This is a genomic window from Sporosarcina saromensis, from assembly GCF_054901285.1.
In genome coordinates this window covers 2,168,524-2,187,025 of record NZ_CM142738.1, presented here as the reverse complement: position 1 = coordinate 2,187,025, position 18,502 = coordinate 2,168,524, and the positions used below count along the sequence as shown (strand labels likewise).

Below are 18,502 nucleotides of genomic sequence, written 5' to 3'. Positions count from 1 at the left end.
GCAGTTTTTAACCACTTTCAGAAAAATCATTCTAACTTACCAATAAGCAGACGAATTTTATCTTTTTTCGTACGACCTTCAATAGACAACACTTTAAATCGCCCAAAGCCCCTTACTGAAAGGCTGTCCAATTCGTTCAACTCAAATGCTTGCGTGCTTCGGATGACATGATTCACTTTCACTTTATCACCTTGAATAAGTGCTACCGCTTTTTGTCGCGGACTCTTAATAAGTGACGCGACAACTGTATCTAAACGCAATGAACTGATGATATGGAGTTCTTCCTTCCACTCTTCATTCATTTCAAGTAATGGTACAGCATCTTCCAGTAGTTCAAGTCGAATTTTTGATTTTCCGATAGCTGTAAAGTTTGCCTTCATATAGTCTTTCATTTCAGATGCAACTGCCATTTGGACTTGGTCTTCGTGCAATCGAATATCCCCAAATTTAGATCGATCAATGCCAAGTGACATGAGTGATCCTAAAATATCCCGATGTTCTAATTGCATAAACTTAGCAGGGTACTTCACTTGAAAAACGACAATTTGAAAATCATCTTCCGTTGGGACAAAATAATCCGGATAGATTAATACCCGTTTACGTTCCGCACTTGCGAAAGTTCCAAAGCCTTCAACTGACAATCCGGCACCTTTTACAACCGATTCCACGATAAACTGCTGTCTCGGATCAAGAAAGCCCGTAAGTTTAGGCGAATATGTATCTTCCACTTCACGTGTCCATCCGATTACGGTTTCAATGAAAGGCTGCTCGTCTTTTCTGAAATGTTGTATAATTGCATCCATCGTTTACGACTCCTTGTTCCGTATAGAAAAAACCTCACACTAGTGAGGCAATGATTACGTATACTTGACGGACTCCCGCACGAATCAAATAGTTGAGTACGAAAATCGCAACGATCGGTGAAATATCAATCATACCAATCGGTGGAATAAATTTACGGAAAAACCCTAAGTATGGTTCTGTTATTTTCCCAAGAAACCTTCCAAAAGTCGTTTCCCGCGTTGAAGGTACCCATGACATCAAAATATAAATGATGAGGAGTATGGAGTAGATATCAATTACATTCATAATCACATTAAAGAACATTGCTAAAAAAAGTTGCATATTTATTATTACACCTCATCCGATTCTATCGTTCAAAAAAATCCGAAATGGACCCTGCCACTTCTACGTTCTCCGGTACGCATAAGAAAATATCCGTACCGACGCGTTGAATATCGCCGCCGAGCGCATAAACAGTTCCACTTAAGAAATCTACTATGCGAATTCCTTGGTCACGCTCTATTCTTTGCAAGTTGACGACTACTGCACGCTTGTTTTTCAGGTGTTCTGAAATATCTTGTGCTTCAGCGTATACACGCGGTTCAAACAACACAACTTTTGAAGATTTTTGCAGACTTTGCAAACTTACAACCGTTCCAGGTTGTTGCGTTTCCGTCGACTGTTGCTTTCTTGCAGGTGTCCTCTTCGGCTGTTGAGGGACAGGCTGCTGCAATTGCTGTTGTTGCTCTCGCACCGGTTGTTCTTGTTCATACGCTTCTTCTTCATCTAAATAAAACCACTTTTCGAATCTTCTTTTAATGCTCATTGTTCTCCCTCACTCTCCGTTCCGACTAATGCGGTACCGATTCTAACATGAGTTGCACCTTCTTCAATCGCTATGGCAAAATCATTGGACATACCCATTGACAACTGTGTACACGGAGCATGTTCCATATTGGCAGCTGCCATTTCATCTCGCAATTGACGAAGCGAACTAAATACAGATTTTAGAACATCCTGATCTTCTGTAAAAGGAGCCATTGTCATTAACCCGATCACTCGGATTTTATCAAAAGTAGCAAGTTGTTGTAAAAAAGCCCGCAGTTCATCTGGAGAGACACCTGACTTTGACTGTTCACCCGAAACATTTACTTGAACAAAACAGTCGATCGGTGCACTTGCTCGTTTCTGAATTTCTTTTGCTAAACTGATTCTGTCCAATGAGTGAAGGCAATGAATATCATGAATGACTTCTTTCACTTTTCTACTTTGGACATTGCCGATATAGTGCCAACAAACAGCTGAGGATTGGATATCCTGACGTTTTGCCAGCAAGCCTTCTGGGCGATTTTCTCCAACATGTAAAATCCCTAAATCAATCACTTCTTTTGTTCTTTCAGTAGAAACTTGCTTTGTAACAGCAATGACAGTAATATCTTCCCGGTTTCTTCCCGAGCGTTCACATGCTGCTTGAATCTCTCTTTCAATATGTTGGATGCGCTCTTGAAGTTTTCCCATTTGCAATCACTACTTTTCTGCTTACTTTGCTTTATTGTACCAAGTGAGTGCATACTTATCAATGATAAGCCACTAATTATCAAGCTTTTTACCTACTAAAATGATATCTTTTCCAATCGTTACAACATCATTATACTTAATTTGTTTATAATCTTTCATTTTTGGCTCAAACAACAAACTACGCTCTGCCCCACCTACTTGGAGCATATCCAGTTTCCCGTTCTTCATATCAATGGTGGCATCTTGCACAAATCCAAGAAAAGCTCCTCTTTTGACCTCTATAACTTCTTTTTTTTGCAACTCTGAAAATCGCATATTGTTCCCCTCCTTTTTAACAAGATATGCTGAACGACAGAAAAAAACGCAATGCACAAGAAGCTGTGCGTTACGTTTTTCTCAACAGTCATTCGTTTTCCATACCTTCTTTAATTATCTGAATTGCATTTTTCTCCAACCTCGAAATTTGAGCTTGTGAAATACCGAGTTCTTTTGCGATTTCAGTTTGTGTCTGCCCTAAATAAAATCTTTTTGACAGAATCATTTGTTGTCGTTCTGTCATGCCAGATACAGTCTCTTTCACTGAAACATACGTTAACCAACGATCTTCCGAAACTTTTTTATCCTGTAATTGATCCATAATATAGACGGAATCACCGCCATCCCCATTCATTGGTTCGTGCAAGGACATTGGATCTTGAATCGCGTCTAGTGAAAATAAAATATCATCTTCAGGGATTCCCGTAATTTCTGCCAAATCGGATATTTTAGGTTCCTTTTGGTGATCATTGATAAATTGTTCTTTTGCACGAATCGCTTTGTACGCTATATCTCTAAGAGATCTGGATACCCTAATGGCATGATGATCCCTTAAATGCCTTTTAATTTCACCAATGATCATCGGAACGGCGTAAGTCGAAAACCGGACGTTATGCTTTAAATCAAAGTTATCAATGGACTTTAGTAAGCCGATGCAACCGACTTGAAAAAGATCGTCTGCTTGCTCCCCTCTGTAAGCAAATCTCTGAACAAGGCTAAGGACTAGCCGTAAATTTCCGATCACTAACTCTTCCCTAGCTGATTCGTCACCACTTTGTAATCGGATGAAAGTTTCCTTCATCACTTCGTTTGTCAGTAATGGCAAATTGGACGTATCGATTCCGCAAATCTCAACTCTTGTACGCATCATTCGCTTTTCCTCCACATTCTGTAGATGACTGTACGAAATAGTTTGTCCTCAGACATGTGGAATATGCGAAACTCGAATCGCCAATTTCAACCATCAGGCAATTGGATGATTTAATCGATCACGAAGTTCTGAGATGATTTTCTTTTCTAAGCGCGAAATATACGACTGAGAAATTCCTAGTAATTCCGCAACTTCTTTCTGTGTCATTTCTAATTCACCTGTTAAACCAAAGCGACATTCCATAATATATTTTTCTCGCTCATCTAGCGTGCTTATTGCTTCAATCATATGTTGTCTTTCCAATTTCTTCTCAACATCATCCAAAATAATATGTTCATCAGTACCTAATATGTCGGAAAGTAATAATTCATTGCCATCTGCATCTGAATTCAGCGGTTCATCAAAAGAAATTTCCGATTTGGTTCGATTGGTTTTTCTCAAATGCATAAGAATTTCATTTTCAATACATCTTGATGCATATGTCGCCAGTTTAATATTGCGATCACTTTTAAATGTTTCAATCGCTTTTATAAGGCCAATTGTTCCGATACTAATTAAGTCTTCAATATGTGTATTCGTATTATCAAAACGACGTGCAATATACACGACGAGTCGGAGATTTTTTTCGATTAACGTATCGCGGGCATCCATATCCCCTTCCATAAATGCTCGGATTGTTTTCGCTTCATCTTCACGTGATAATGGTTTCGGTAGCGATTCATGGCCGCCTATATAATAGGTACCACCTTTTCTTCTAAAGAGACTTTTAATGACCGACAACCATTTTTTCATTTCATGCCACATAACTAGTTCCCCTTTCGTTTGAGATAAACTCCAGTGCAGATACATGCAAAATGGCTTGAGCACCTTCCGGATAACGACGATCTTGTTTCGTCAGCACAAGATAACCAGCTGGCAATTCACATCCTTCCGTAATCGTCCAACGATCGAATTTAAATCCTACTGCCCATGAGTTTCCCTGAACAGTTTGAAGTCGTATTAACCGGACCATCTGCTGATAATGCTTCGGAAAAACGGATAATTGCGGTACACCTTTAGGATTCCATGCTTGTAAAGGTTCAAGCAATTCGCTTGGGATTATCGGTTTCACAGCTTGAAAGGAAACAAAATGAACGGCCTCGCCAGTAAGGGGCTCAGTACAACGATTTCCAGTATCAACAAAGACGGATATCGGCACATCTTTGTCCCATATCGTGAGAATCGATTCTGCTGCATACGTAGATAATTTACGAGCTAGTCGAACATCCAACCATTTCATCTTAAAGACAGCTAACGCGGCGTAAGCTAAGATTGCACTGATAAAAATCATAGATGGACCGGTCACAAAAATAAATCGTTCCGTAACAACTGTTAGCAATCCGCCCGCAAACAACGCTCCAATCAATACGATGAATGCTTTGTTTCCCCAAGTAGTAAACGACACCCCAAAAGCACAGAACACCATGAAAGCAAATGCGACAAAAAGAGCAATCCAGGAGTTAGGGAATAGCGTGACAGGTACAGCGCCTACGAAAGACGCCAATAAGAGACGTTTCCAGGAAGCTTGTGCCTTGCCCATCCGATCAGCAAAAGATAAGATCGCGAAATTAAATAGCATGTTGATCGCTATGATGATTTCCCCATACATCCAATCGCCCTCCTTGAACGTAAGGATAACATTGTAGTCGTGCGATGTTTGTCGGAACAAGGATAAAAATTACGTAAAAATTCGACAACATCTTAAAATTCTTTATGGAAACCACAGCCGGAAGGAAGTTTTGCGTTTGCGATTTGTAACCTGAAGCCCTCGTAGCATTGTGAAGCGACTCGAGCATTGCGATGCGACGGCTTTACATTGTGTTGCGATGCCTTTACGTTGCGATGCGAGCACATTACGTTGTGATGCGAGCTTTTTACGTTGTGATACGCTCGGAGCATTGTGATGCGACGGCTTTACATTGTGTTGCGATGCATTTACGTTGTGATGCGAGCACTTTACGTTGTCATGCAAGGCTCTGTTTTCTTTACAAACGAAAAAACTCCCCAGTCTCCATAGTAGGAAACTGAAGAGTTCAATCAATTTAATTAACGACGACGGTTGCGAAGGAATGTCGGAATATCGAGTGCGTCGTCCTGTTGGTTTGTTTGTTGCTGTCTTGCAGGTTCGGATTGTTGGAACTGTTGGGTTTCTTCTCTACGCGAATGCGTTGGTTGCGCTGGTTGTTGTGTTTCGCGTTGGCGAGTTGCTCCAAACCCTGGATTTCTTGTTGCTTTTGATGGGTTCAACTGCTCTTCGTTAAAACCTGTTGCAATAACAGTTACAACGATTTCATCTTTTAAGGAATCATTGATAACCGATCCAAAAATCATATTTACATCTTCATCAGAAGCAGATGCAACGATGTCAGCAGCTTCTTGAACTTCGAACAAACTTAAGTTAGAACCGCCTGTAATGTTCATCAGTACACCTTTCGCGCCATCGATTGACGTTTCAAGCAACGGGCTTGATATCGCCTTCTTGGCAGCTTCTGCGGCACGATTTTCCCCTGTGGACATACCGATTCCCATGAGGGCAGAGCCTTTATTCGACATAATTGTTTTCACGTCAGCAAAGTCTAAGTTAATTAAACCTGGCACGGCGATTAAATCTGAAATACCTTGTACACCTTGACGCAACACGTTGTCCGCTTCTCTGAAAGCTTCCAACATCGGCGTGTTCTTGTCCACAATTTCAAGAAGTTTATCATTCGGAATGACAATCAATGTGTCAACAGACTCTTTCATCGCAGCAATTCCACCGATTGCTTGCGTTGAACGTTTACGGCCTTCAAATGTGAATGGACGAGTAACAACGCCAACAGTCAATGCACCTAAGTCTTTTGCGACTTGAGCGATAACAGGAGCTGCACCAGTACCCGTACCGCCTCCCATACCAGCTGTTACGAAGACCATGTCTGCTCCGCGTAACGCTTCTTCAATTTGTTCACGGCTTTCTTCGGCCGCTTTCTTACCGACGTCTGGATTTGCACCTGCTCCTAACCCTCTCGTCAACTTACCACCAATTTGTAATTTCACTTCAGCTTCCGATAAGTTAAGTGCTTGCGCATCTGTATTCACAGCAATGAATTCGACACCTTGCACACCATGTTCTATCATTCTATTAACAGCGTTATTCCCGCCGCCACCGACACCAATCACCTTAATTACGGCAAGTGCATCGATATTCGTATCAAAATCCAGCATTGTCTCTCCTCCTAATCCCTACTGAAAATACTCTTTTTACTCAAAGAATCCATCAAAAAATCTTTTTGTTTTACTCATTAAACTCGGTTTTTTCTCTTTGTCTGGCACTGCCACCTTCTTTTTAGGAGCAGAAGGATAATCCATCTCGCGATTAGCCGGAACAGTTGTAGATTCCGTTGAAATACCAAAATACGTATCTTCCATATTAGCATAACGGATAAGGCCTACAGCAGTCGAATACATTGGTTCGCGTACACCGATATATTCTGGTGTATGTATCCGAACCCTCGTTTTCAACACATGTCTAGCCAATTGAAGAATACCTTCGAGTTTGGTCGTACCACCTGTCAATACGATACCACCCGGCAAATCTTGAATACCCATCCGATAGAGTTCTTCCAACACCAGTTCAAACAATTCTTCTAATCGGACACCAATGATTTCCGATATGTATCTTTGACTATATTGATCTTTTGAATCCGCACCGATAACAGGTACCTCAAACAATTCGTCATCCGAAGCATCGTCATAGAAGGCATGTCCATACTGGTGCTTAATCTTTCTTGCTTGCTCTGTCGGTGTCTTTAATATGATTGACAAGTCTTTCGTAATATGGTCACCCCCTACCGGAATGACAGCAGTGGATACAAACCGATTATCGCCGAAAACAGCAATTGTCGTAGACCCACCACCAATGTCAATGAAAGCTGTTCCATGGTTCACTTCATCATCCGTCAATGCAAACGTTCCAGAAGCTAATGGTTGCAAATAGATTTCACGTATGACAAGACCTGCTCTTTCCACACAGCGCAAAATATTATGCACTAACGTTTTAGAGGTTGTAATGAGTGTTCCATCCATTTCAAGACGGACCCCAATCATCCCTCGAGGGTCTTTAATTTCATCGTAATCATCCACGATGAATTGTTTTGGAATGATATTGACGATTTCCCGTTCAGGTGGCACGGACATGACTTGTGCAGATTTCATGACACGATCTAAATCGTCATCCGTAATTTCCCTGTTCTCCGAGTTAACAGCGACAACACCTTTTACATCTTGTAGCAATACGCCGTTTGCAGGAATTCCGAGGACGACTTCTCTAATTTGCATCCCTGTCATCCGTTCCGCCTGCTCTACTGCTTTTTTAATAGACTGGACAGTCGCATCGATATCAATAATTGTTCCTTTTCGAATACCCGCAGATTGTACATTACCAACCCCGATTACGTGGAGGGAACCACCATCCACTTCTCCAATCAGCACTTTGACTGAAGAAGATCCTATATCCAATGATACGTATGTTGTAGATTGACTCAATTCCCGGCACCCCCTATTTCGATCCTTACCTTACATTCTATTGTATAATCGTCATATTGTCTAAATATTTTCTCCATCCTATTCTCAATCCTTTCATTCCTGCTCCTGAACTTCAGGAGACTTGTTGCGCGCAGACCATTTCGTCAATAAAAGTCTTCGTATGACGGCAATGTTTTGGAACAACCTTACACCAAATGCGAAGATGGCTGCCAAGTAGAGATCTACTCCTAAATGAACACCTAAAAATGCGAGACAAGCGGCCAATAGGATATTGAAAAAGAAGCCCGATATGAACACCTTGTCATCGTAGATTTGCTGTAAATGTGCTCGTATGCCTCCGAATAATGTGTCTAACGCAGCGAGTACAGCAATGGATAAATAATTACTATACACTTGGGGAATTTGAATATCGGATAATAATCCTAACGAAACTCCTAATAGTAAGCCTAAAAGTGGCAACCACATCGTCAATCCCCCTTCGATAACTCATTCAAATAGAGATTTTCAAACTGTTCTGGCCAACCTCTAATCATGATATCTTCTTCAGGAGGATGGATATCCAGCACTAAGTTATCAAGGTAAAAATCATCATGAATAGAAGAAGCCAATAAATAATTGTACAGTTTTTCACTATCCGTTAATGTTTGTGAAATGATTTTAATTGTAAACGGTGGCGTCGATACATTCAAACCATTTACAGACGTGTACCCATTGATAACTCGAATTGAACTTAAAATATTGTAGCGTTTGCCGTCAATTTCCATATCAATTCCTTTGAAGCGATTTACATCATTGACAAAACGAGTGAGTAAATCAGATGAAATACTCGTGATTGGTATTCCATACGCTACACTTTCCGCAGAAGGTCGTACTTCAATTACAATACCAGGGCCGACTATGTCCGTCGTACCTGCTTTTTCACGTAATTTATCAACGGTTTCTTTTAAAGCTTGTCCAGCACTCGTTTCCTCTAATGAACGGTAAGAAGATATTGTCCGGTCCAGTTCACGCACTTCGGACAACAATTCTACATGCATTTTTTTCTCTTCTGCCAATTCTTGCCTGATCGCCCAAATATCCCTCGTATCACGTTTCTCAGGATTTTCTAAAGAATTATATTGTACAGCAATCATAAAACCGATGAGCAGGAGGACAAGTGTAAATTTCATATTGATCCTCTTCTTCATCTTACACGCTCCTTCGACACTGACATTTCCTTTACGATTCGTTCCGTAATGCAGGCAACTTCAATTCTTTCAACTGTTCGACCGAGACTACGATGTTATCGTGAACTAAGCCATCAATTACTCCGCCCCTTAATTGCAAAGAAGTTGTGAGCACTTCTGACTCCCCAACCGCCTCTATGACAAACGGTGCAGGATACGTTCTCCCGTCAATTTTAATGACAGGGCCTGTACATTTAATATTGGAGTTGGCAGAGATTCGTTGTCCATTTATAGCAATTCCTTGTGCGCCAGATATTTTCAATTCATTCACTACTTGTAGGACATGACTTTCGTGGACGATATACTCATTCGGATTTTGCTCGACAGGATCGTAATCACCGTCTTTCAAGGTAATCCGGACACCTGGCCCGATTGCAGGAATAACCCCTAGCAATAGCCGTAGATTTTTCGCTTCTTCTACCAATCCAGCATGATTATTTTCATTTTCAGAAATGGATTGTTCAAATTCACGTATTTCGTTTTGCTTCATAAAGATTTCATCGGTAAGTTCTTTATTGCGCTCTTTTTGAGCAATTAGTTCTTCACGATACTGTTCCTCTTTCTGCAAACTGGGATTTTGGGCAACATCCACTTTATCTTTCCCCAGTGTTCGATAAGAAAAAGCGAATATAAAACCGAGTACTAGAAAGACGATGGCATATAATACATACCTTCCTCGATCCTTTCTTCCCTTACTCACTTTCTTCATCAACAACTTCACCTTCCTCTTCTTCCACTACCTCACTTCCATATACTTCACTATAAGGCGAGAAGAACGTACCAACTTCCATATCAATTATACCCTTTTCATAGCCGTCTAATTGAGTAACAATCTCTGGATAGTATTCCATATTCTCTGCGAAAGCAGGAATGAGTGCATGTACCTCATACCCATCATCCATATAAACCGTAATTGTATCAGCGTCATCGTCTTCGCCCGTATAAATGATTTCAGAAATCAGTTGCAACACATTCTTGTCCATTTTCACTAATTGACTTGTTAATTTTTTCAATACTTTTTTGTTAACAACATTGTTCAGAATGGGTACATTTGGTGTAATACTTTTAGCGGAAAATACTTCGCCATTGGCAAGAAGGAGCGAAAACTCCCCTTCTTTCTCAACATAAGCAACAGTGTCCCATTCTGTAATCTCTATTTCAAAATCTCTTAACCACTTTCTAGAAACCGTTACTTCCTTGACGCCCTCAACGCTAGAAAGTTCTTTCTCTAGTTGATTTGTCGTAAATTTCCAGTACGCATCACCAGAAGCAATGCCACTTCTTTCAACGTAATACGATTGATCGTGAAGAGCTGCACCTTTCACATGAATTGAGTCCACCTTACTGAAAGGAGATTGAAAATACAATAGCAAAAGGAGAGCAATGCAAAAAACAGCTAGAATAAACAAGAATTTTTTATTTGTTTTCTTACGCCGTTTTTCTCGCATGGATGGTATCCGCTCTTCAATATCAATAACTTTATCCATCTGCTCCCCTCCCCTCAATTTCGTTTTTGATAAAAAGCAAAATGTAAAATGACGCCTGCAGCCATCCAAGTTGTAAGCAAAGACGATCCTCCATAACTAATGAACGGCAACGTAACACCAGTAACGGGTAATAATCCTGATACAACGCCGACATTTAAAAAGGTCTGAAAAGTGATCATAGAAGCCATTCCTGATGTCATAAGAAATGAGCGATAGTCTTTTGTCCGAATTGCAATACCAAAAGCTGTAACGAGTAGCATAACGAATAGAAGCAATACGAATGTTGCACCGATAAAACCCGTTTCTTCTGCAATAATCGAGAATATGAAATCATTTTGCGGCTCCGGTAAGTAGAGGAACTTCTGTCGACTATTGCCGTAGCCATGACCAAACAAACCACCAGGTGCAATTGCAAATAACGATTGAATACCTTGAAAACCTGTGCCTAGCGGATCATTCCACGGATCAATATAGGATTTGATCCGATCGAGTCGGTAAGGCGCCGCCGCGATTAGCGCAATAATCCCACCAATACCTGATAGTCCTAGAAAAGCAAAGAAGGACAACGGATACCCAGCGATGAACAAAATGACAAATGCAGAAACAATCATAATGACTGCAGAACCTAAATCAGGTTGTAACATGATCAATACAGCAGGCAATAAAATTAACACAAAATGTTGCACTTTAAAAGGTCGTCTTCCTGATGACTGTTTCATACTGCATGCAAGTTTTCCAATCAAAGCGACTTTCACAAATTCAGCAGGTTGCAAGCTAAACGGTCCAAGTGCAATCCAACTTTGCGAGCCATTTCGAACAACCCCGATGCCCGGAATCATGACAGCTACTAACATGATGATTGCTATGTAATAAAAAGCAGTCCAAAATGTTTGGTTGGAAGTCCATGGCCCTTTCATCAAAAATAATGCAGCTGCGATCGATACTGCCATATAAATTGCTTGCTTTACAATGAATGGTGAAGAGTCTGCGTAGTGAACTTGCCCCCAATAGGAGCCAGCAGAATGGACAAACGCCAAACCGATCAATGATAATAATGCCGCTGCTACAATAAATCCGGCTTTTAACTTCTGATCCAGAGAACGCATCCTTCCCTCTTAATAGTTCCTCCATTACCAACCTAACGTAAGACTTGACGACGAACAAAGTCAAACTCCAATTTAACTTTTTGCATTTTTACGATTTATTCATCCAACAATCGTTACGATAACTTCATGATGGCCTCAATGAATGCATCGCCACGTTTTTCAAAACTTTCGTATTGATCCCAACTAGCGCAAGCCGGAGATAATAAAATTTGATCCCCAATCGTTGATTTTGTATACGCCTTTTCGACAGCTTCAACCATCGAATCGGCAGCATACACATCCGTTACTCCACACGAAACAGCAAATTCCATGAACCGTTCACGCGTCTCTCCAATCGCGATAACTGCTTTCACTTTACCCATATGTGGACGTAGCTCTTCAAAGGAATGGCCGCGATCCAATCCTCCAGCTAGAAGAATAACTGGCGGTTCAAACGATGACAATGCACTTTTCGTCGCAAGCGTATTCGTCGCTTTTGAGTCATTATAAAATGCACGACCATTCAGTTCCTTCACAAACTGCATCCGATGACGAACTCCAGTAAACGAGCTTAATACATCTTCGATTGTCGATTTATCACAATCCAGTAAAATAGCTGTTGCAGTCGCTGCTACTATATTTTCCAAATTATGCTGACCGAGTAATTTGATAATTGACCTTTTCACATAAGGTTCACCTTGCCAATAGATCATTTCACTATCAGCTGAGATTCCTTCTTCCGTTCTACCTTGCAAAGAGAAAGGAATTTTGATTGCCTTCGTATTTATATAAGGTTGCATCTCAACTTGGTCCGCATTGTATATGAAGTAATCTTCAGCCTCTTGGTTCATAGTAATCCTCGATTTAGCTGAAGCGTATTCTTCAAAAGTACCATGATAGTCAATGTGGGCATCGTACAAATTTGTCCAGACTGCTATTTTTGGTCGATACTTCTCAATACCTGCTAATTGAAAAGACGAGACTTCCATAACGATGACTTCATCCGCAGTCGCTTTTTCTGCAACAGAACAAGCGACCGTTCCTATATTCCCGGCAATCAAAGGTTTCTTGCCACCAATATTTAGCATGTGATACAAAAGCGTCGTCGTCGTTGTTTTACCGTTTGAACCAGTAATAGCAACAATAGGCGCTTCACTGATCAAGTAAGCCAACTCAATCTCCGTCCAAATGGGATTCCTTTTTCAACTGCCTGTTGGAGCACTTGGTTTTGGTAAGGAATACCTGGGTTTTTTACGATACTATCAAAACCCGCGTCTAAGATATCAGACGGGTGTCCTCCGCAAATTACTGTTATTCCTTTTGAGCGAAGAAGCGCAACGTCAGAATTCCCATCTTCCGGTGATGCATCATTCACAACAACATTCGCTCCGAGAGAATGGAGCAAGTCGGCTGCCGCAAAACCGCTTTTCGCCAGTCCAAGCACTAAAACGTTCTTGTCTTTAAATCCGTCCCACGTAATCAATTACAACACCTCCAACAGTAACGGAACAATTGCCGCAAGAAATGCGACTCCCCAAAACACAATAACGATCTTTCGTTCAGACCATCCGGATAGTTCAAAATGATGATGAATAGGGCTCATTTTAAATACCCGTTTTCCGGTCAATTTAAAGCTTGTCACTTGAATCATGACAGATAATGTTTCAACGACATACACAATCCCGATAATGAGGAGCAGAAGTTCCTGCTTAACCAAAATTGACAACATGGCCAGCACACCACCAAGTGCTAACGAACCCGTGTCTCCCATAAATACTTTGGCGGGTTTCATATTAAATAATAAAAACCCTAGCATAGCGCCTGCCACAACGAAGGAAAAGATTGCAATGTCCACTTGCTCGTAAACTAAACCGTATACACCAAACACAGCAAAAGCGATTGTGGATGTACCCGCAACAAGTCCATCGAGTCCATCTGTCAAATTCACTGCATTGGAAAAACCAACGAGCCAGAACACGAGAAATGCCACATAGAAAATTCCTAAATCAATGGAGAGATCAGTGAATGGAATACCGACCGTTGTGTCAAAAGGTCCCATCTTTAATAGGAAATACGCAATAATAGCTATAATGATTTGTCCAATGAGTTTTTGTATGGATGTAAGGCCCAAATTTCTTTTCATGACAACGATGATAAAATCATCCAGAAAACCAATGACACCGAATCCTGCAAGAACAATCATAAGGACAATCGTTTGTGTCGTTAATACATCTTCAACTATGTATGATAGGGCAAGCATCGTAATGATGATGGAGCTCAGGAAAATAAGGCCGCCCATTGTAGGCGTGCCTGCTTTTTTCTTATGAGCGTCCGGTCCTTCCTCCCGAATGCTCTGACCGAATTTCAGTCTTCTGAGCAACGGAATGATTGCCATTCCTATCAATGCTGTGAGTATAAATGCAACGGCAATAACCGTTATTGTTGTGACGAGTGTCATAAACTATTCTCCTTACCTCATTCAATCTTTAAAAATTATTCTTCTGTATATACATGGATGATATCGTCCACATTCATTAATGAATCGGGTGCAGGCATTTGATATTTAATCACGTCACCTTCCCCATGCCACTGAATTCGGTACGTATGCAGCTGACGAGCAACCATTCCTTTTGTCATTCCCGTTAAATCAGGTACACGATGCGTAATTGGATCGCCCCAACGATATTCTTTCTCAAGTTGGTCCGCACGTTTTTCAACACCAGCTAAAGGAGCGATTTCTTCAATGATGCGGCCAACAATTGGAGCGGCAATGACACCTCCGAATTGTACGGAATTTTTCGGGCTATCCACCGCCACGTATACAAGCAATTCAGGGTCGTCTGCTGGAGCAAAGCCGATGAAAGAAACAATATAATCTCCATCACTATAGCCACCGTCAACGACTTTTTGAGCTGTTCCTGTTTTCCCGCCTACACGCAGGCCGTCGTTAAATGCATTCCGCCCAGAACCATTAGCGACAACTGATTCCAACGCTTCTCTTACTTGTGCGGATGTTTCTTCACTGATGACCCTTCGTTTCATCTCAGGTTCAAAAGATTGAAGTGTTTCACCCTTATCATTCTTTATTTCCTTCACAATATACGGACGATATAAAAATCCACCATTGATTGCCGCAGCGACTGCTTGCACTTGTTGAATCGGCGTCACAGAAATACCTTGGCCAAAAGCCGTAGTCGCTTGTTCAACGGGACCAAACGCTTCTTTTGAAAAAAGAATCCCTTTTGCTTCACCCGCAATGCCTGATCCAGTTGATTCACCGAAACCAAAATCGCGAATGTATTGATCCAACTTTTCGCTTCCTAACCGTTGACCAATTTCGATAAAGCCTGGGTTACAGGAATTTTCAACAACTTCAAGAAACGATTGATGGCCATGACCTGACCTTTTCCAACAACGTAATCGGGCATTTGCAACCATTGTATATCCGGGATCGTGAAAATGTTCATCATGCAAATCAATCAATTTTTCTTCAAGCCCCGCCGCCAATGTGACAATTTTAAATGTTGAACCTGGTTCAAACGTCATCCATACCGGCAAATTCCGATTATAAATGGACGGATCGACATCTTGATAGTCTGCCGGATGGAAAGACGGCATTGATGCAAGTGCAAGGATTTCACCGGTCTTTGGATTCATAATGATTCCAACCGCTTGTGTAGAATCGTATTTTTCCATTGCTTGAAGTAATTCTCGTTCCATAATTTTTTGCATTTCCACATCGATTGTCAATTCGACTGTTGCGCCGTTGTCACCTGTTTGAAACCCGTCGTCCACATGTGGGAGCGGAATGGCGCGAGCATCTGTGTATAAACGGATTTTGTCACCGGTCCCTTGTAGGATTTCATCGTAAGCATATTCTATCCCTGCTAGACCTTGACCGTCATAACCAGTAAAACCGATTAGCCGGGATAACAATTCGCCGTTTGGGTAATTCCGGATGAAATCGACGCCTGTATACAATCCTTCAATTTGAAGCTTTGCAATTTCATCCGCTTGCTCTTTCGAAATGTTTTTTCCTTCGGGTGCAATTTTTACCATATAAGCTTTTTCAGAGAGCTTTTTAAGTAACTTATCAGCGTCTGTTTGCAGAATTTCCGCTAATATCGCAGCTACTTTTTCAGGTTCATTGTTTTGCGAGGGCATATAGTAAAGTGTAGGTGCAAGTTGATTCCCTACGATTAATTCACCATTTCGATCATTAATTTCTCCTCGTATAGCCCCAAAAGGAATTTCACGGTCCCAATTTTCTTCAGCACGTACCTTTAACCATTCATGTTTAACAATTTGTACGTGAAATAGTTTTCCAGCTACCATGACCATTGCAATGATAAAGAGAACGAATACTGCGCGCAATCTTTTTTTAGATTGCAAGTCGGTATATTTACGCAGTGTTCCACACCTTTCTTTTTTTCTATCAACTTATGAATTGATGTGGATGGCTATACATCATCCTCCAATTATCTCTGTTTCATCCTCTTTCTCACTGGGCTTCATTTTACTTTGTGGTGACTGAAATTGGAGAACTACTGGTTCATCTGCATTAATGACTGTTCCTTCAGTAAGACTCTGCTCAGTCACATAACCATCACCGACAAGACGGATATCGAGCCCTGATAACATTTTAAAGGATAAAACCATTTTTTTCGACCATCCAGAAAAATTTGGCAGTGTTGTTTTTCCTTTTGTTTCAAGTAGTACAATAGATCCTTTGGATAATTTCGTTCCCGCTGTAGGGTATTGACTACTTACTTCGCCGCCTTCACCAATTAAAACAGGTTTAAATCCTTGTTGTTCCAATTCTTTCATTCCATCTGACGCCTCTTTACCTACGTAATCTGTAATAGAGATTGCCGAGGAAGTTTCTGTGTTTTCCGGAACAATATTCATATACTTTAAGCTACTTTCCATAATGGAAGTAAAAAGCTGTGCAACAGGGTCCGCACCATATTGACCAATTTCTAATTTCGGTTGTTGAACAAGTACATACGTTAAGAGCTGTGGGTCATCAATTGGCGCCATTCCTAAGAATGAATACAAGTAATTCCCATCACCACTCATGTAGCCGGGGCCATTCGTATTTGGAATTTCGGCTGTCCCAGTTTTCCCACCAACAGAATAACCGGTTAACGCAAATTTCCGTCCTGTTCCCACTTCAGACGTCACCGTAGATGCCAATATCTCTCGTACTTGTTTGGCAGTTTCCTTTGAAATAGGCGACTTCCGCTCTTCTGGTTCGTGATTCTCAACCGTTTCCTCCGTATTAGGGTCTATGATTCTATCAATGACATATGGTTTCATCATCTTACCATCATTCGCAATTGCAGTCGCTGCTTGAATCATTTGTATAGGCGTAACGGTCGATCCCTGACCGTAAGATGTCGTTAGACGTTCACTCGGATTGATATCTAATAGAATCCCAGGCGCTTCATGCGGCAAATCTATCCCCACTCTTTCACCAAAACCAAAGCCTTTCAAATACTCAATGAACGTTCGATCGCCCATTCTTTCCAATAAATACGCCATAGAGACGTTAGATGAGCGTTGAAAGCCTTCCAAGAAGGAGATTCTCCCCCATCCTCCTCTTTTAACATCCCGAATCGTTTTATCATAGATCGTATACTGACCTGATTGGTATTCTGCAAATGGATCCCACTTGCCTTCTTCAATTGCAGCAGCGAGGGTAAACATTTTCATAGTAGAGCCTGGCTCAATCGTATTCTCAACTGCATCATTCAACCAGTTTTCAGTTAACCCTTCACGGGTACCCGGATGAAATGACGGTCGCTGACTCATTGCATAAATTTCACCTGTTTTTGGATTCGCAACGACGACAAGCATCTTTGCGGGTGAATACTTTTCGTCTACTTGATTCATTGCATCTTCAACAAAGTTTTGAATCGTCTTGTCTAGTGTCAATTGAATCGTCATGCCATCTTGGGCAGGGACAATCTGTTTTTCCGTTTTCGGTAGTATATACCCCCAAATGTCGGTTTGAAAATCCATTTTGCCATTTGTACCTGTCAGCTGTTCGTTAAATGTTTTTTCCAAACCCATTTTTCCGACGGTGGACACTTTCTTCTCTTTGTTTTCTTCTCTCATTGCAAAACCAATCAGATAGGAAGCAAAATTACCGTTCGGATAAAATCTTTTTTTATCTTCAATGAATTGCAGGCCAGTTACGCCTTCTTTATCGGCTGCTTCTTTAATCGCTAACATCGTTTCATGATTAATGTCACGACCCACTTTTCCAAACTCAGTTTGATAGACTTTAGCGTTATTTTCTTTCGCTTTATACATAATACTTGCTAATTTTTCTTTTTCCATCGGTATGTATCGACTTAACAACTCCGCCGTTTTTTCATAATCGACGACGTGCCTCGGTTTTTTCGCTCCTTTTTCAGTCGCTTTTTCCGATAACACTGCAATAAGGCGATAGCTCAATGTATCTGAGGCAATAACTTCCCCATTACGGTCGACAATCTTCCCACGCTCCGCTTGCAAAACTGCTTCTCTTGCATATTGGGCTTGTGCCATCATTGCAAGTTGTTTCCCCTCTGCCTCCCCAGTAATTTGAATACTGAGCATACGAACGAATAATAGTAAAAAGAGCCCTCCGAAAAATATGAACATCAG

18 protein-coding genes and 1 pseudogene are annotated in these 18,502 nt (G+C 41.1%); all 19 read right to left on the bottom strand.

The features are described 5' to 3' along the window. Positions 1-26: 26 nt before the first annotated feature. The gene (locus ACVHUV_RS11010) at positions 27-803 is read right to left on the bottom strand and encodes a YlmH family RNA-binding protein (protein WP_317941727.1); all 777 of its coding nucleotides are present in this window, start codon (positions 801-803) and stop codon (positions 27-29) included. A gap of 34 nt (positions 804-837) precedes the next feature. After that, positions 838-1,125, bottom strand: coding sequence for a YggT family protein (locus ACVHUV_RS11005; RefSeq protein ID WP_371389849.1), 288 nt, complete (start codon positions 1,123-1,125; stop codon positions 838-840). Positions 1,126-1,150: 25 nt separating this feature from the next. Then, the gene (locus ACVHUV_RS11000; protein ID WP_371389848.1) at positions 1,151-1,609 is read right to left on the bottom strand and encodes a cell division protein SepF; all 459 of its coding nucleotides are present in this window, start codon (positions 1,607-1,609) and stop codon (positions 1,151-1,153) included. Then, a complete protein-coding gene (locus ACVHUV_RS10995; RefSeq protein ID WP_317941730.1) occupies positions 1,606-2,301 on the bottom strand; it encodes a YggS family pyridoxal phosphate-dependent enzyme in 696 nt (231 codons plus the stop codon). The genes ACVHUV_RS11000 and ACVHUV_RS10995 overlap by 4 nt, the downstream gene beginning before the upstream one ends. 72 nt (positions 2,302-2,373) lie before the next feature. Continuing rightward, positions 2,374-2,616, bottom strand: coding sequence for a PRC-barrel domain-containing protein (locus ACVHUV_RS10990; RefSeq protein WP_317941731.1), 243 nt, complete (start codon positions 2,614-2,616; stop codon positions 2,374-2,376). An 88-nt stretch (positions 2,617-2,704) separates the two neighbouring features. Further along, positions 2,705-3,484, bottom strand: coding sequence for an RNA polymerase sporulation sigma factor SigG (gene sigG / locus ACVHUV_RS10985; protein ID WP_462086900.1), 780 nt, complete (start codon positions 3,482-3,484; stop codon positions 2,705-2,707). A gap of 96 nt (positions 3,485-3,580) precedes the next feature. Continuing rightward, complete coding sequence (gene sigE, locus ACVHUV_RS10980; protein WP_371389846.1) at positions 3,581-4,291, bottom strand: RNA polymerase sporulation sigma factor SigE; 711 nt, start codon at positions 4,289-4,291, stop codon at positions 3,581-3,583. Beyond that, complete coding sequence (locus tag ACVHUV_RS10975; protein ID WP_462084624.1) at positions 4,281-5,135, bottom strand: sigma-E processing peptidase SpoIIGA; 855 nt, start codon at positions 5,133-5,135, stop codon at positions 4,281-4,283. The genes sigE and ACVHUV_RS10975 overlap by 11 nt, the downstream gene beginning before the upstream one ends. A 437-nt stretch (positions 5,136-5,572) precedes the next feature. Beyond that, on the bottom strand, positions 5,573-6,730 hold the full coding sequence (ftsZ, locus tag ACVHUV_RS10970; RefSeq protein ID WP_462084623.1) for a cell division protein FtsZ: 1,158 nt from the start codon (positions 6,728-6,730) through the stop codon (positions 5,573-5,575). 36 nt (positions 6,731-6,766) lie between these two features. Continuing rightward, positions 6,767-8,050, bottom strand: a complete 1,284-nt coding sequence (gene ftsA, locus ACVHUV_RS10965; protein WP_462084622.1) for a cell division protein FtsA — start codon at positions 8,048-8,050, stop codon at positions 6,767-6,769. A gap of 93 nt (positions 8,051-8,143) precedes the next feature. Next, entirely contained in the window at positions 8,144-8,515 is a 372-nt protein-coding gene (locus tag ACVHUV_RS10960) for a small basic family protein (protein ID WP_317941736.1), read from the bottom strand. 2 nt (positions 8,516-8,517) lie between these two features. Then, positions 8,518-9,237, bottom strand: a complete 720-nt coding sequence (locus tag ACVHUV_RS10955; protein WP_462084621.1) for a DUF881 domain-containing protein — start codon at positions 9,235-9,237, stop codon at positions 8,518-8,520. Positions 9,238-9,268: 31 nt separating this feature from the next. Continuing rightward, complete coding sequence (locus tag ACVHUV_RS10950) at positions 9,269-9,985, bottom strand: DUF881 domain-containing protein (protein WP_462084620.1); 717 nt, start codon at positions 9,983-9,985, stop codon at positions 9,269-9,271. Then, positions 9,969-10,763 (bottom strand): cell division protein FtsQ/DivIB, encoded by a 795-nt coding sequence (locus ACVHUV_RS10945; RefSeq protein WP_462084619.1) that lies wholly within the window; start codon positions 10,761-10,763, stop codon positions 9,969-9,971. The genes ACVHUV_RS10950 and ACVHUV_RS10945 overlap by 17 nt, the downstream gene beginning before the upstream one ends. Positions 10,764-10,777: 14 nt before the next feature. Beyond that, positions 10,778-11,869 carry a putative lipid II flippase FtsW gene (ftsW, locus tag ACVHUV_RS10940; RefSeq protein WP_462084618.1) on the bottom strand — a complete coding sequence of 364 codons (1,092 nt, stop codon included), beginning with the start codon at positions 11,867-11,869 and terminating at the stop codon, positions 10,778-10,780. Positions 11,870-11,982: 113 nt separating this feature from the next. After that, a pseudogene (gene murD / locus ACVHUV_RS10935) lies at positions 11,983-13,331 on the bottom strand (UDP-N-acetylmuramoyl-L-alanine--D-glutamate ligase). Continuing rightward, complete coding sequence (gene mraY / locus ACVHUV_RS10930; RefSeq protein WP_462084617.1) at positions 13,332-14,306, bottom strand: phospho-N-acetylmuramoyl-pentapeptide-transferase; 975 nt, start codon at positions 14,304-14,306, stop codon at positions 13,332-13,334. It abuts the pseudogene before it with no gap. A 35-nt stretch (positions 14,307-14,341) separates the two neighbouring features. Then, positions 14,342-16,189, bottom strand: a complete 1,848-nt coding sequence (locus ACVHUV_RS10925) for a penicillin-binding transpeptidase domain-containing protein (RefSeq protein WP_514132986.1) — start codon at positions 16,187-16,189, stop codon at positions 14,342-14,344. 126 nt (positions 16,190-16,315) lie between these two features. Beyond that, positions 16,316-18,499, bottom strand: coding sequence for a penicillin-binding protein (locus ACVHUV_RS10920; protein WP_462084615.1), 2,184 nt, complete (start codon positions 18,497-18,499; stop codon positions 16,316-16,318). Between the last annotated feature and the right edge of the window lie 3 nt (positions 18,500-18,502).